18 protein-coding genes are annotated in these 14563 nt (G+C 27.0%); 13 read left to right on the top strand and 5 right to left on the bottom strand.

The genetic code is table 11. From position 1 onward, the window contains the following. Positions 1-37 precede the first annotated feature (37 nt). The 6 genes from LQE93_RS04790 (at position 38) to LQE93_RS04765 (ending at position 3607) form a co-directional block, all read left to right on the top strand. Positions 38-520 (top strand): hypothetical protein, encoded by a 483-nt coding sequence (locus LQE93_RS04790; RefSeq protein ID WP_231072253.1) that lies wholly within the window; start codon positions 38-40, stop codon positions 518-520. Next, on the top strand, positions 513-1253 hold the full coding sequence (locus LQE93_RS04785) for a hypothetical protein (protein WP_231072252.1): 741 nt from the start codon (positions 513-515) through the stop codon (positions 1251-1253). The genes LQE93_RS04790 and LQE93_RS04785 overlap by 8 nt, the downstream gene beginning before the upstream one ends. Positions 1254-1620: 367 nt before the next feature. Further along, on the top strand, positions 1621-2004 hold the full coding sequence (locus tag LQE93_RS04780) for a hypothetical protein (RefSeq protein WP_231072250.1): 384 nt from the start codon (positions 1621-1623) through the stop codon (positions 2002-2004). Between the two features lie 92 nt (positions 2005-2096). Continuing rightward, complete coding sequence (locus LQE93_RS04775; protein WP_055262803.1) at positions 2097-2417, top strand: nucleoside triphosphate pyrophosphohydrolase; 321 nt, start codon at positions 2097-2099, stop codon at positions 2415-2417. Positions 2418-2736: 319 nt separating this feature from the next. Beyond that, on the top strand, positions 2737-3168 hold the full coding sequence (locus LQE93_RS04770) for a nucleotidyltransferase domain-containing protein (protein ID WP_055262805.1): 432 nt from the start codon (positions 2737-2739) through the stop codon (positions 3166-3168). Further along, positions 3152-3607 (top strand): hypothetical protein, encoded by a 456-nt coding sequence (locus LQE93_RS04765; protein ID WP_055262807.1) that lies wholly within the window; start codon positions 3152-3154, stop codon positions 3605-3607. Before LQE93_RS04770 ends, LQE93_RS04765 begins: the two co-directional genes overlap by 17 nt. Before the next feature lie 64 nt (positions 3608-3671). Here the strand turns inward: LQE93_RS04765 and LQE93_RS04760 are convergent, their stop codons facing one another. After that, on the bottom strand, positions 3672-4715 hold the full coding sequence (locus LQE93_RS04760; RefSeq protein WP_231072248.1) for a DUF2804 domain-containing protein: 1044 nt from the start codon (positions 4713-4715) through the stop codon (positions 3672-3674). A 202-nt stretch (positions 4716-4917) separates the two neighbouring features. On the opposite strand from LQE93_RS04760, the gene LQE93_RS04755 reads away from it, so the two are divergent. Further along, positions 4918-5664 carry a hypothetical protein gene (locus LQE93_RS04755; RefSeq protein WP_231072246.1) on the top strand — a complete coding sequence of 249 codons (747 nt, stop codon included), beginning with the start codon at positions 4918-4920 and terminating at the stop codon, positions 5662-5664. 101 nt (positions 5665-5765) lie between these two features. Further along, the gene (locus LQE93_RS04750; RefSeq protein WP_231072244.1) at positions 5766-6422 is read left to right on the top strand and encodes an FMN-dependent NADH-azoreductase; all 657 of its coding nucleotides are present in this window, start codon (positions 5766-5768) and stop codon (positions 6420-6422) included. Between the two features lie 106 nt (positions 6423-6528). Here LQE93_RS04750 and LQE93_RS04745 read toward each other — a convergent pair whose 3' ends face one another. After that, positions 6529-7326, bottom strand: coding sequence for an EcsC family protein (locus LQE93_RS04745; RefSeq protein ID WP_231072243.1), 798 nt, complete (start codon positions 7324-7326; stop codon positions 6529-6531). Positions 7327-7387: 61 nt separating this feature from the next. Next, positions 7388-8422: a LacI family DNA-binding transcriptional regulator gene (locus LQE93_RS04740; RefSeq protein WP_231072242.1), complete on the bottom strand. Its 1035-nt coding sequence runs from the start codon at positions 8420-8422 to the stop codon at positions 7388-7390. A 1-nt stretch (position 8423) separates the two neighbouring features. Here LQE93_RS04740 and LQE93_RS04735 point away from each other — a divergent pair, with 1 nt between their 5' ends. Together LQE93_RS04735 and LQE93_RS04730 are read left to right on the top strand one after the other, a co-directional pair. Beyond that, positions 8424-9071: an MFS transporter gene (locus LQE93_RS04735; RefSeq protein ID WP_231072241.1), complete on the top strand. Its 648-nt coding sequence runs from the start codon at positions 8424-8426 to the stop codon at positions 9069-9071. 126 nt (positions 9072-9197) lie between these two features. Next, the gene (locus LQE93_RS04730) at positions 9198-9995 is read left to right on the top strand and encodes an HAD-IIA family hydrolase (RefSeq protein WP_231072239.1); all 798 of its coding nucleotides are present in this window, start codon (positions 9198-9200) and stop codon (positions 9993-9995) included. A gap of 27 nt (positions 9996-10022) precedes the next feature. On the opposite strand, the gene LQE93_RS04725 is transcribed toward LQE93_RS04730, so the two are convergent. Then, positions 10023-10718, bottom strand: coding sequence for a YoaK family protein (locus tag LQE93_RS04725; protein WP_231072238.1), 696 nt, complete (start codon positions 10716-10718; stop codon positions 10023-10025). Between the two features lie 312 nt (positions 10719-11030). Here LQE93_RS04725 and LQE93_RS04720 point away from each other — a divergent pair, with 312 nt between their 5' ends. Both LQE93_RS04720 and LQE93_RS04715 read left to right on the top strand, forming a co-directional pair. After that, positions 11031-11861, top strand: a complete 831-nt coding sequence (locus LQE93_RS04720) for a hypothetical protein (protein ID WP_231072236.1) — start codon at positions 11031-11033, stop codon at positions 11859-11861. Between the two features lie 145 nt (positions 11862-12006). Beyond that, positions 12007-12519 (top strand): hypothetical protein, encoded by a 513-nt coding sequence (locus tag LQE93_RS04715; RefSeq protein ID WP_231072234.1) that lies wholly within the window; start codon positions 12007-12009, stop codon positions 12517-12519. A 126-nt stretch (positions 12520-12645) separates the two neighbouring features. Here LQE93_RS04715 and LQE93_RS04710 read toward each other — a convergent pair whose 3' ends face one another. Next, positions 12646-14163 (bottom strand): hypothetical protein, encoded by a 1518-nt coding sequence (locus LQE93_RS04710; protein ID WP_231072232.1) that lies wholly within the window; start codon positions 14161-14163, stop codon positions 12646-12648. A gap of 173 nt (positions 14164-14336) precedes the next feature. Between LQE93_RS04710 and LQE93_RS04705 the strand changes: the two genes are divergently transcribed. Then, on the top strand, positions 14337-14498 hold the full coding sequence (locus LQE93_RS04705; protein ID WP_186838206.1) for a hypothetical protein: 162 nt from the start codon (positions 14337-14339) through the stop codon (positions 14496-14498). The last annotated feature ends 65 nt before the right edge of the window (positions 14499-14563 follow it).

The following is a 14563-nucleotide window of genomic DNA, read 5'->3' as shown; positions in this document are numbered from 1 at the left end:
ATACTTTGATTGAACATAAATTAGTTGGGGGAATATAATGGAGTGGCTTAGAGTGCAGAGCATTGCAGAATTACAAGAATTATCAAAAGTTAGAGGGAAAAGGAATTTAAATAACATAAGAAGAATAATTAAGGCTGATCTTAGAAACTATGTTATTGAAACAGCAATTAAAGATAAGTCAGCACAAGAAATGATTAGTATTACAAGTAACTCATGGGATGGGTTATATAATAAGATTTGTTTGTTTAGAAATATGATTGATAGTTATAGTAATTCAAATATTGATTATTTTAAGTCTAAAGAAGATGAATTAATATTTTATATATTAGAAATGGATGGCAAAAGAAGAAGCGAAAAGCTTGGTATTACAAGAAAGTGTTTTCTAAATAAAGAAGAAGCAAGGAAGTGGAAGAATAATATTTTAAAAAGTATTCATCCAGATAAGGTAAGCCATAAGTATTCTAATGAAGCCGTTTCGGAAATTAATCAATTGTTTGAAGAGATGGTTGGTAATGGTTAAAGGTAAGGAATTAAATAAAAGTTCATCAAATTTGCCATCAAATTTTGTTATTAAAGCAGGTGATATAGATTATATAAAACCTGCTTTATTTGATGGAGGATATAAAGGAACTTTTACAGCAATAAAAAATGCTTGTGATGAAATTTTGGGAGATGAAATGGGAAATTTATTTGTAAATTCAGCTTATTTAGATAGAATTTTAAGAACTAAATCCTTTGTAGCTAAAGAGATTCTTGTGAATATACCAAGAGAGGACAAGCTTATATTTCAAGGGGTAACCTATGTAACCCTTGGAGAAATCATGAAAATAGTAACAAAGAGGTTACAGGAGTTACCAGCAGGTAAAACAAGAGCATATCTTTTATTAGCTGAGCAGTTTTTAATTAATATAAGAGATAATGATAAATTTCTAAATAAAAGGACAGAGATGCAACTACAATTGATAGAAGAGTTTAAGACTCTTAAAAAGAAAAGAATAAAAAGCTATAAAATAGAGAATGATGAATTAACAGGTAGAATATTACTAAAAGGCGCACAATTTTCACATATAAGAGCAAAATCTGTTTATCCAGCATATGCTTTAAATATTGATAACGGTTTAATAGTAAATGTAGATACACATGAAATAATCACAGCAAGAGCTATTGTTAATGAGGAGAGTCTATTAAATCTATGTGAGGAATTAGGTTGGAAAACAGAGTGGTATATAGTATATAAAAACCTTGTACTATAAAAATGAGGAATAGATTTCATGATTTCACTATAATTTGGTAGGACATTAAGCATGAAGTAAATTTCCAGTGCCAACCTTTGGTTTATCTGTTTAGGTTTTTATTCAATGAACAATATGATCACTGTATTGTAATCAATTACAAATTAGGTCCGAGAAAGTTCCATCCATAAGTATTAAATGGTAAGTAGTATGCTAAACTTATTTAAAGCTAAGAAATATTTTATCATTAATAAATAATTTTCACAAAGTGTGCTATTAAATGGCATGCTTTTTTATATGTAGAAGTTAAAGATAGTTGGGTATAAAAAGCTTGTGTTTACAGATATTAATTGTAGAATATGTATAGTTTAAGCTTGGAGTGTTGAATATGGTTTCTTTAGTTAATGAGGCTTATAAAATAGCTGATAGTAATAATGCAATCTTAAAAGGCAATATCAAAATAAGTAATAATACTAATTGTTTAATATTTGCACATTACTGTGATAGTACTTTATTTTATAAGAAGTTTTATAAAATCTCAAAAGATATTTTAAAAGTAAACAATATAGCTAATAAAAATCTAAAGGAAATTAAAAAGTTAGTTAAAAGTTATGGCTATAAAAAGGTTTGGGCTAAAGGTGTATTTTCATTTTATGGTGATTTAAGACCTTTGGCAGTAGAAGCTGGCTTTGGTAAATGGTCGGATAGTGGGATTATAGAAAATGAAAAGTATGGCACTAATTTTATGATTACTGCTGTGTTTTATAGATAAAAAAGTAAGATATTTAAAACGATACATCTTATTTATGGAAGATAAGATGTATCTTCAATTAATGGAAATTCTACTGAGAGAGGATAAAAGTTATGAAAAATTACAATAAATTAGTTAGAGACTTAATTCCAGAAGTTATAAAGGCTGATGGTAAGGAATGTGAAATAGAAATAGCTAAAGATGAAGAAAAAACAGCTCTTCTTGAAGCCAAGCTTATGGAAGAAGTAAACGAATATCTTCAAGATAAAAACTTAGAAGAGCTTGCAGATGTTATGGAAGTTTTATTTGGACTTGCGCATAACTTAGGTTACTCAGAAGAGGATTTAATTAATATGAGAAATGAAAAGCTTAAAGCTCGTGGAGGTTTTAAAAAAGGAATTGTATTAAAGGGAGTATATAAAAATAAATCTTAGGTATTAAATAAAGGTAGAGATAAAATTATGGCAAAAACATTTAATTAAAATGATATTATTATTCGAGAAATATTATCTAAAATTGAGAGTTTAGAAATTCAACTACAGGATTTTCAAAGCGTCTAGATATGTGATGATAATATTATACATGCACTAATTGCAAGTATAATATACTTTTATTTTTATTACTTTTTCATTGTACATTATTATAGAGAACTAGTATTGGAAGCTTCGATATATAATTTAAGTTTTAAAACCATAATGATAAAAATATGTTCATATGGTATAATGTAGCTATAGAATTAGAGAGGTGATATAGATGGATAAAAGTGAATACATAGAAGAGCTTAGTAAAATAGAGGGGTTAGTAAGTATTTGTCAATTCGGAAGTTATGGAACCGAGTATTGGATGGAAGATGTGAGTGATATTGATTTAGTTATAGTAACTGCTCCTGATAAAAATTTTATGTATACATTAAAAATTGAAGATGATATTTTAGAGTTAGCAAAGAAGTTTTATAAATATGATGATATTCATCTTACATTTGTATTATTTAATGAATTCTCTAATAAGTATGCAAGAATAGCAGTAGATAGTGATAATAAATTTATAATAAATGATGAAAAGTGGTTTGATTTTCAACATTATGTTTGTAAATATGCAAGAAATAATGAGAATTTAGAAAGAACTCTTAAAATTGACGAACAATTTAGTTACTTTGGGAGGATAATAGATGAGTCCGTATTATAGATATAAAAAAGAAAAATTTATGGAAAAATACCAAAATGCTTATGATAATCTTAATGATTTGAAAGAAGCAATAAATGAATACAGTAAAAATCCTAATAGAATTATAAGAAGAGCAATGTTTGCTTTTTTTCAAGATTTTTCTGAATATATAGTAGATATGTGTGAAAGTTATATTATAATAAATGATGGAAGAATTAAAAGTTCGAGTACATCATTAAATTTAATAGAGCAAGCATATGAATTAGGCTTTTTTGACAAAGACTTGAAAGAGTACTTAATATTTTCTGTAAAATTAAGAAATAGATATACTCATGATTATTATAAGAGAGAAGAAAGTGAAAAACAGATAGAGCAGTTTTGTTTTCAAGAGTTATCTAAGTTAGATATATTTTTAGAAGAAAGTAAGGATAAAGTAGTATTAAAGTATATAAAGAATTAGTTTGTTTATAGTGGACACTTGATAAATATAGGCTACAGAGAAATCTGTAGCCTATATCTTTTTATCACCATTTATTATATACTTTTTCTGCAAAGCCAAGCTTATCTTTAATATTAATTACTGTACCATCAGATAAGGTTGCTTGTCCTGAAAATAATCCAAAGACTTGATGTTGTTTACTTTCGATTATTCCTAGGTTACTATTATCTATTCTATCTATAATAGGTTTAAATGTCATTTCAAATTTACCATCGTTTGAAGTAAAGGTCCAAGGACTCATAAAGTCATCTTTACCATTAAGTTGTGGAATATTGAATGTAACTTGGTCAAATTTATGAGCTATACCATCTAGGAAAATCATATTCTCTGATCCATTAGGTCTGTCTGAAAAGCCATAGCCTATATTAAAGCCAAATTTTCTTCCATCATCTAAGTATGTTTGCATACTTCCCCAGTACCATGTATTAACTCTAGTCCAAACGCCACGTCCCCAGTCAAGAGTTCCTAAGCTATCAGATTCATCAAAATTGTATTTTTTACCATCTATAATGCAATATCCACTAGCTTTCATACAATTAATCTTACTATTGTAGTAAAAGCTCTTATTGTCTTCATTCCAGGCAGAAGCAATAACCATAGAATCTTTTGGAAAATCAGTTAAGATAAGATTTGCTTCTAAATTAACATCCTTACCATTAATATTATCAAATTTATCAAATCTACAATATAAATTACGAGTTTGTCCATCATTCTTAAAAGTCATATCAACTCTTTTAGATTTATAGTTAATATCACCATTATCCGTAGTTGATGGCATAATGTTTTTACCAAATGTAAATAATTTAATCTCACTTGTAGTTTTATAACTTGGTTTTAAAAAGTCTAAAAAGCTTACTGAAGCTAAAGACATATAGCTATTTTCTGCGAAAGTTAAGGCAATAGCGATTTTACCATTTGTGATTATATAATAATCCCATTCCTTAATTCGCCATTTAGATGCAGCAATATCATTTCTAGAATATTCTTTAATTAATTTTGTAGACCAGCCTGATTCAATAAGTTGTCCTTTTTCATCTAGTAATTTTCCACGACTTAAATTCCCTTGCATATTAATCCCCATCCTTTTGGTAATATTACTTTAATTTAAGAATAGTTAATCTAATTTATAATATTACAATTATAGATATAATTATGAACTTTTTGAGAAAATTTGTAAAGTAACAGATTCATTGATACTTTTATATAATTATAAGTAGGGAAAATATTGAAGTCTCTTTATTTACACATATATTTTAATATGGAGGGGAAATATGGCTAGTAAAGGGGAGAAGGCTAAAAGCAAGAAAACAATTGAAGCTAAGAATACAGTAGATAGTAAAAAAGAGGAGAATGTTAAAATAGTATTTGAGTATTCTAAGGAAAGATATAATTATATGATAAAGCAGAAGGAACATATAGATAGAAATTCGATATATTTGCTATTAATAATATCAATTTCTGCTTTATTTTTAATATTTAATGGAGTAGGTTTATTATACGATACTACTGAATTAGTAATAAGTGATTATTTATATATAGGGACATTTGTGGTATTAATTTTAGATATATTAATTTTAGTAGCTTCATTAAAGAATACTTTTATAAAGAAAAAAGTGTTTAGGTATTTATTTAAGAAAATATATAAAATAGACATCTACAAAGACTTAGAATTAAAAGATAAGATTGATGATGCAGTTAAGAGCAAAGAAAAAAGTTATAAGAGAAAATTAACAAGGGATGAAAAAAAGAGGGTAGCTAGAAAAACTATAAGAGAGAGCTGTTGCTATAGAGAAATGGATGATCCTGTTGAAATAATGAAGATTTCTAAAAGAAGATACTCAGAGAAAACAGATAAATTTTATGAGTATCTTATAAAATTAATTAGCCCAAGAATAAATGAGGGAAATGTGATTAATAAAATAAAGCAGATATGTTTTAATATCAGTTTAGGTTTATTTGTAATTTCTATGATATTAATATTCATAAATACAATAGTATATATTTATTTGCCTATTTAAATCTTATCTATTAGTGATAAATATTTAGTTATGTATATATAATTATTAGAATTTAGGTAAAGCTATATTTGTTAGTATTATTCTAAAGATAGAGGTGTATTATGAGTAGAAAGTTATTATATATAAGTGTTAATTCAAAACCTGAAAATTTATCGTCATCTAAAACAGTAGCGAGAGATTTTATTAACAAGTTTCTTGATAAAAATAAAGATTTTGAGGTAGAGGAAGTAGACTTATATAAGCAACATATACCAAGATTAGAGTATCAGTATTTTGAAAGTCGTAACTGTATTATTAATGAAGAGGCAGAAAAGAAGTTGCCTGAAAAGGAGCAAAAAGAGGTCCAAAGAATAAGGGAATTATGCGACCAATTTATAAGTGCTGATATGTATGTTATAGCTTCACCAATGTGGAGTGTATCATTTCCAGCTCCACTAAAGGAATATATTGATTGTATTGTTCAAGTAAATAAGACAGTATTAATTGAAAAGGATAAGAAGCCAAAAGGATTGCTAGATGATAAGAAAAGGGCATTAGTATATATACAATCATCAGGTGGAAGTATTCCTTGGATTTTAGATCCTGTAATGGATAAGGGAGAAAATTATATAGCTTCTATTATGAAGCTAATGGGAATAAAAACTGTTGTTGAGCTTAAAGTTGATGGAACAGGAACAACTGAAGAAGAGAGACAAAATGCAATTAATAAAGCTAAAGAAAAAATTGACGATATAATAGATGGATTAGATTTTAATTAAGAAATTAAAATAAAAGGATAAGTTTATTCTTTATAAAAAGCTTTTCTTAAACTATATAATAAACCACTGCCTATTTCGCTATGAATGAAGATAGACAGTGGTTTTTCTAAAGTTTATTTAAATATCTCTTTTTATATTTAATCTTAGCTATTTTAGTTATATCTTGTAATGTGATAAAGTTAGTAACACCACCTACAACACCAACGATAGGAAGACCTTGAATAAATTTTGCTGTGAGCATATAGGTTGATATTTTATTAGAAGTATCAATTAGTATTTCTTCTAAATTATAATCATAAGCGTTATTATTATCTATATTACTAGCTAAGATATCTAGCTTATCAAAATAATGCTTTCTTTCAGCACCTTTAGTTACAGCAGAAGATATTAAAGTTAAGATATAAGCTTTTTCAGTTTCTGTTGAATAATCAAATCCATAACTTAAACTAATTTCATAGATTGATTTTAAAATAACTGCAATATAAACTGGAATATCTGGTAGGCCAATACCAAGCAAGCCAAGTCCACTACCTTCAATGGCTGTTATTGATTTATTTATTATAGATTTTTTATTTGCAGCTTTATCTATTTTCTTTAAGTTCTTTTTTGATGGGTATTTATTAACTGCATAAGCATTAATATCATACTCCATATTAATTGAATCTTTATTATAAGTTTTCTCTATAATTCCTATACCTTTATCAAATACTAATTTAAACCCTTTTTGAAAAGCTATTTCTAAAGTAGATTGTAACTTTTCAGGAATTTTATCTTCTAGTTTATTTTTAATAGGAGATATTTTTTCTTTTATATAGCTGTCTTTAGGTTCTTTTAATAGGTTAGCTTCTTTCTTTTCAATTATTTTCATTTGTTTATTAATTAAGTTATTTATATCTTTTTTCATAATAACTTCTCCATATATATTAATATAAAAATTATATCACATTAAAAAGGCTAAAAGTAATTTAATAACGAGCAGGACCAGTAGAATTACGTTGTACTAATCTTTGTTCATATTCCACTCTAATAATTGAGCTATTTTTAAATTGTGGCTTTGTATATTCATTAATCTTATTTAGCAAGATTTTAAAAGCATTATGGCCAATATCTTCTATGCAGTGCTCAATAGAGGTTAGAGATACTGGAGCAAAATGAGATGGGAATATATTATCAAATCCACAAATACTATAATCATTAGGAATTTTATAACCTGAATCAATAATAGCATCTGCTATCCCGTATGCAACCATATCATTAAGACCAACAAAGGCAGTAACTTTTTTATCTTTTAGAACTTCTTTGCACAAATTATATCCAATAGCATGTTCGATAGATATGTTATCTCTTTCTATATCTGGAGTAATATTTTGTGATTTAACCATAATTGAATAATCATTACCATGCTTTTTGTAAGTAGCTTTAAGTCCTTCTAATCTATTTAACCTTGAAGTGTTTATATGGTCTAAAGTTGGGGATAGAAATGCTATATGTTTATGACCTAATTCTATAAGATGGTTTCCTATTAAAACACCAGCATTATAGTTACTCACTTCAACAGTATCAATGTGTACTGAACAATCACTGTCTCCAATTACTACAATCGGTAATTTAGAGCTTAATTGCTCGGCAAATTGAGGATTACTTGGCATCATTGCAAATATAATTCCTGCAAGGTTTAAATTATAAAAAGTCTCAATGATTCTTTTTTCAATTTTAGGGTCTCTATAAGTATTAAAGATAATAACATCTATACCATTTTGCTTAGCAACCTGTTCTACAGCTTGAACTATAGTTGAGTAATATGGATTTGTAATATTAGGACAAATTACTGCAATTACTTGATTAGTTGCTTTAATAATATTTTGTGATTTATCAGTTTTACTTATGTAATTTAATTTATTAACAGCATCCATAACTTTTTCTATTGTTTCAGGAGAAAATGTAACTCCGTTTTTTTTTGTAATTATCATAGAAGCAGTTGGAACAGAAACTCCAGCCAACTTGGAAAATTATTGGAAGACAATTTTACTTGGTTGTGGTACAAGATGGATTGATGGTGTATTCTATAATGTATTTGCTGTATTCACGCTTTCTTATGCAACTCAAAATTTAGGAGTAGCTCAAAGTTCAATGTATATAGTTAATATAATATTTGCAGTTGCAGCTATGCCTTTTATACTTTGGGCAGGTAAACTTGCTGATAAGTTAGGAAAAGGTAAATTATTCTGTATGTCAAGTATTGCTTGTGGTCTTATAGCTATTCCAGGTATGAAAATAATAGAAAATAGTGGTGGAAATCTGTTTATTATCACTGCTGTAATAATATTAGGTTGGAGTATCTTCTATTCAGGAATCTGGGGTGTTCTTGGTTCTTTATGGGCTCAACTTTTTGAAACAGAAGTTAGATATTCTGGTATTTCATTTGTATATCATGCACCTAGTTTCTTAGTTGCAGGAATAGTTCCTACTATTTGCACATACTTATTAAAAGTAGGAAATGGAAATGTAATATTTATAGGTATATTTGTGGCATTTGTAGCTGTTATAAGTACTATTTGTGGTGTTGTATTACAAAAAAGACATGATAAAGCTGAAAAGTTAGCTAAAATGAACGTAAAAATTACAAGTGAAGTTGGAGTAACTGAATAAAAGTAAATCAAGCTTAGTTTGTAATAGTTATTTAGACTGTTGGTTAATGATACATTTTTAAATATTATTAATCAACAGTTTAATTATATATAGTTAAGCATGTATAAATGAGAAATGAGGGGTTTTATGAGAGCTATTACTGATATACAATGTTTTGTTTTAGATATGGATGGGACAATATATTTAGGTAATGAAATAATAGATGGTGCTATAGAATTTATAAATACAATTAAATCAACAGGAAGAGAGTATATATTCTTAACTAATAACTCTTCTAAAAATAGGCAAGTTTATAAAGAGAAATTAAATAGATTAGGGATAGATGTAGAAGAAGAAAAAATATTTACATCAGGAGAAGCAACAACTATATATTTAAACTCTTTAAAGCCAAATAGTAAGATTTTTTTATTAGGTACAAATTATCTAGAAGAAGAATTTATAAATGCAGGATTTAATATTACAGATAAGTATGAAGATGATATAGATTTTGTAGTTTTAGGATTTGATACAACTCTAACATATAATAAATTATGGGTAGCTTGTGACCTTATTAGAGATGGTGTTACATATATCGCTACTCATCCTGATAAAAATTGTCCTTTAGAGGGTGGGAAATTTATGCCTGATACTGGATCAATAATAGAGTTAATCTATGCTTCTACAGGTAAAAGACCATATGTAATAGGAAAACCAAATCCAGAAATAATTGATTTAATCTGTATGAAGTATGATGTTAGCAAAGAAAGTATTGCTATGGTTGGAGATAGATTATATACAGATATACAGACAGGGAAAAACGCATCTATTTCTTCAGTATTAGTTTTATCTGGCGAAACGAATTTAGAAGAATATTATAATTCAAATATAAAAGCTGATTATGTTTATGAATCTGTAAAAGAGATAAATGAAGAGTTACTTAAATAGTTTAAAATAAGGTACAATGATTATTTTTCATTGTACCTTATTATATTTGCTATTATTTATCCAAATAGCTTGAATAAATAGAATAGCACTACAAATCCATACAGCTTTTGTATTTAAAACTAGTGATATTAGAGTACCTGGAATAGCTCCGATGGCAAATGAAAAAGTAAGAGCTGTAAAGTAAATTAATTTTTCTAGTGTTTTTATGCTTTTTTCATCTAATGCTTGGAATAATAATTGCCCAACGTTTCTAATATTTCCAGTACATATAGTTGTGTTAAATGGAATTCCAAGGCAATCCCTAAATAGACATAATTGATATCCCATTAAAAATGAAACTAGATTAGTTACAATTATATCTGGAAAGCTACTAGGAATTAATCCTATAAAAAATAATACAGTAGCTTCTAAAAGGAGAGCTAATATCCTCCACTCGCCTTTAAATTTTGTCTTTATAATAATAGTTTTTACTAATTCACTAAATGCAGCACCTAATATACAGGCAATAATGGGAATAAAGTAGTGTAGTGCTTCTATGTAGTTTCCTAAGGCAATATTTATTCCTAGTTTTGACATATTAGCAGTGTGCATATTAGCAAGTATTTCATTTCTTGTAATATATGTATATCCATTCATATAGCCACCTACAAAGGTTATTATCATAAGAAATATTGGTCTTTTAAAAGGTGGAATTATTTCTTTTCTTTTATTATCATTTTTCATTCAATTCATCCCTTGTTATTTTTAAGTAGTATATTTTCTTCATATAGTATGCCCTATAATTTAACCTTTGTTTTGTATAAATAAGGAGAATGTAATTGTTAAATAATTGAAATTTATAAGAACAATTATTTAATTAGCTTTATCACTACAAAAACAATAAATTTGACAAGATATGTTTTTAAAATAGTATTAGATGATTAATATAAGTTAAAGTGAATTAAAAAGAACATTTATTTAAAATAAATAGTATCTTGAAGTAGAGAAATTTTTATATTAATTCGGTCAGAGAAAGTATATATAGGAGAAGTACTTATGAAGTGTAAATATTCAAAGAAAAGGAGTGAGAAAGAAAAATTTAAACATATATCGGATAAGGACAGGAATGCCTTAGAACTATTACATCTACAATTAATTTTTATTTATATATATATGATGTCAGATGTATTTCTTTTTATTGGTACAATTGAAAGTATAAATATATGCTATGGTAAAAAAGAAGATAATAATCCAATACTATTATTAGAACAAGGACAAATTTTAGCCTTAATAGCTAATATTATAAATAATTATATAACTTCTACTAGATATAGTCAGTTAACTGAAAGATACAATGAAGAAGAGATATCTTTAGAGCCAGAGTTCTTTGTAAAGCAAGCATCAATATTAAGTATAATTCTTTACAGTTTAAATGTAATTGCAGTTTCTAAGCAATATAAAGCTAGTTTGCTAATTAATATTTTTAAATGTGATAAAAATAGTATAAACTTACTATTTTTACAGGCTACTTGTTTTTTAATGAGATTTTATGGAGATTATTTTCTTTTGAAATCTACATTAAAGAGTATTGATTTAATAAGAAGTAAGTATGATAAGAGTATTAAAAAAATATATAATCCTGATATTGATGCAGTAATTGCAGCAGAATTTTATGTTCTACAAAGAGGAGTACTGTATGATATTGGTTGTATTGCATTAGTAACACTAATAAATAATGGAACGGAGTTAGAAAAAGAATTATTATTACCTGCACAACAAACTCTTGTAATTGCTAATATAATTGGAGTTATAGCAAATATAACAGTTTTAATAGCATTTATAAAAATATATAATAGAAATGAAAATGAACCTATTTTTGGAAGATAGATTTTAAAGTTTTCAAAAATAGTTACATGTATTTAATATGATATTACCTTGGGAAAAACAAACAAAAAAATCCAGGCAAATGTTTACAAAAACTTCTAAAAGTTATAATATTTATGTATAGACGGATTATGGGAGGGGAATAAATATGGCTTATGACAAATTAATAAAAGAAACAAATATGAAGAATGGAATTGAAGGTAATATCTCTGTTTTTATGCGTGAAAGAGTAGAAGGTAAAGAGGATGGAGCTAAGGTTATAGCTAATGTTATTGCTGGTTCTTTAGATAGAAATTATAAAGGGCAAAATAACTACAAGCTTCTAGCTAAGAAAATTACAGATAAAGATAATAATTATTTTGAAGATATAGCAGCTTTTGCTTTATATATATTCACAATGGATTATACAAATAAAATGCTTAAAAATATGCCTGAAGACCATAATAGAAATGTTTTAATGAAGGCAATCAGTACGCAGATATCAAGAGGTGTTGCTGCAATAAACATGTACGTAGCTAATGATATTAAGCAAGGAGTTTATGCAACACAAACTGAAACTACAAGAAAAATAATGGGGATTTCTAATAAGTTTCATGATGCGTTTAATAACTATTTAAATTCTAAAAAATCTGAAATAATTGAAAATTTAATAGCTATATAATTAAAATAGAGGAGTTAGTAGTATATCATGTACCACTAACTCCTAATTATTATATCTTAATTTAATGTGAATACTAATTTATTATAATGAAAGCATATCAAATTTTTGAATGAAATTATGATAAGTTTATCTTGATAATAGATTAGCTATTTTAGTAAGAGTAGATTTTAAAAAGTTAAAGTTTTCATATATAGTTTTTTCGATTTCGTTTAGATTTGAATTATTGTCTATATCAGTAGAGTGATGATTATAATTATCTCTACAGTTACAATCTTCAGTGACTCTCCATATTTGACAGCCATCAAAAGGATTTGAAGTACCAATTAGTAGCTTATTATCTTTACCTACATATAATATACGTCCTCCATAGTTATTCATATTGTTTATGCCATTTTTTAATAATGGAGTAAAGTATCTACCATTAATTGACCTATACAAATCGAATCCTATCGGATATTTAGTCTCTGCTAATAATTTTACGATTTTTTGGTATATCTTAATAAGAGTTTCAGTGTCAGCTTCACCTATTTCATTAATTAAATATTCTTTGTTAGCAAGTACGGTATTAAGAATCACTTCCATATTACTTGAATCATCAAAAGTTGATACTAAAAGAGAATTGTTATACTCTTGAATTTGCCATGCATAAACATTAAAAGGATTATTGAATCCAGAAGTATATCCACTTAAGCTCTTATTTCTAATTCCTTTACTTGGTTTAGCAGGCGTTAAAGGACGTCCACCAACAACTAGTTGCCAGTTATCAGCTTTATCTATTCTAATAATATCAAACCCTACAGGGATTGCCCATGAAAAAGGAGGAGATTTAATTCCACTTACATAAATATAATTATTGAATACTCCTATGCTAAGTGAGAGTTGATTTTCAGAATCTCCAAAACCGTTATCTACAATAAGTGTCCAATCATTCATTTCAGGGACTTCTTTATTGCTTCTCCATACTTGAACTCCAGATGATTTGCTAGTTGATACGTAAAGCTTATTGTTAAAAATAGCCATGTTTGCTATTCCACCTTGAGGATTTTTATCAGGGTCAAAATCAGGATTAGTTGTATCTGTTACGTTTTCCCATGGGTAGAATTCAGGGTCTTTACTTCTATAAAGGAATGGAGTTTCACTAGAATTAATTTCATCTACCACTGCAAGATAGAGTTTATCTTTTATGGTAACCATATACCTAGATGAATTACCAACTAGTGTGTCATAAGGCATAACAAACCAATTTATTCCGTTATAGGATTTTAATACTTTAACTTGATTTCCATAAGTTGATGCATATAAACATTGTGCTAAGCCTGCTGGTTTGGCATTTATCATAAATCTGAAGCCTGTAATACCTGAACCAGGCTTTGCTTTATATACTCTTTCCCAAGGAAGTTCTCCATTCTTTTTATATCTCCATATTTCTGCAAGGTTATCCTGATTAGTAGCTTTTAAAATAGCAGGAATATTTATATCTGGTGCAATTGATTGAAGAATTGTTAAAGGAACGTTACGGCCTGTACCAACATAAACATAGTCACCTAGCTCTGCAATTGCCCAAGCATAGTTATTTTGTCTAGCATTATCTAAATTATTAAAGTCAAATCCATCAGTAGGATTTAAATTTTTAAATCTATACATATTGTTCCTCCATAAATCTTTAGTTTGTGTTTATAATATAATTTATGTAGAAATTATAAATGGGTTAATATTTCAATATTATTAGTTATTATAATAATATGTTTATTAAAACTTAAAAATAGTATATACTTATGTGGAATAGAAATTAAAAGAAAGTGAATGACAGGAATTTTATGAGTATAGAAAATATAATTTTAGGAATAGATTATAATTTGATGGTAGACTTATATTTGATATCAGTTTTAGCATTATCAATTTACGCACATAAAAAAGGAGATAGAAAGACTTCTTTAATATTAAATGGAATAGGTTTTTTATCAATATTTCTATTATAAGATTTGATTTAAAGTAGTAATAACATATGTTAAATACTACTTTTTTTATTAGAAATTTTAAGATT

This window comes from Clostridium sp. NSJ-145 (assembly GCF_021044725.1).
GTDB lineage: Bacteria > Bacillota > Clostridia > Clostridiales > Clostridiaceae > Clostridium > Clostridium disporicum_B.
Note: the sequence above shows the minus strand (reverse complement) of the source record. Positions and strands in the feature narration are given on the sequence as shown.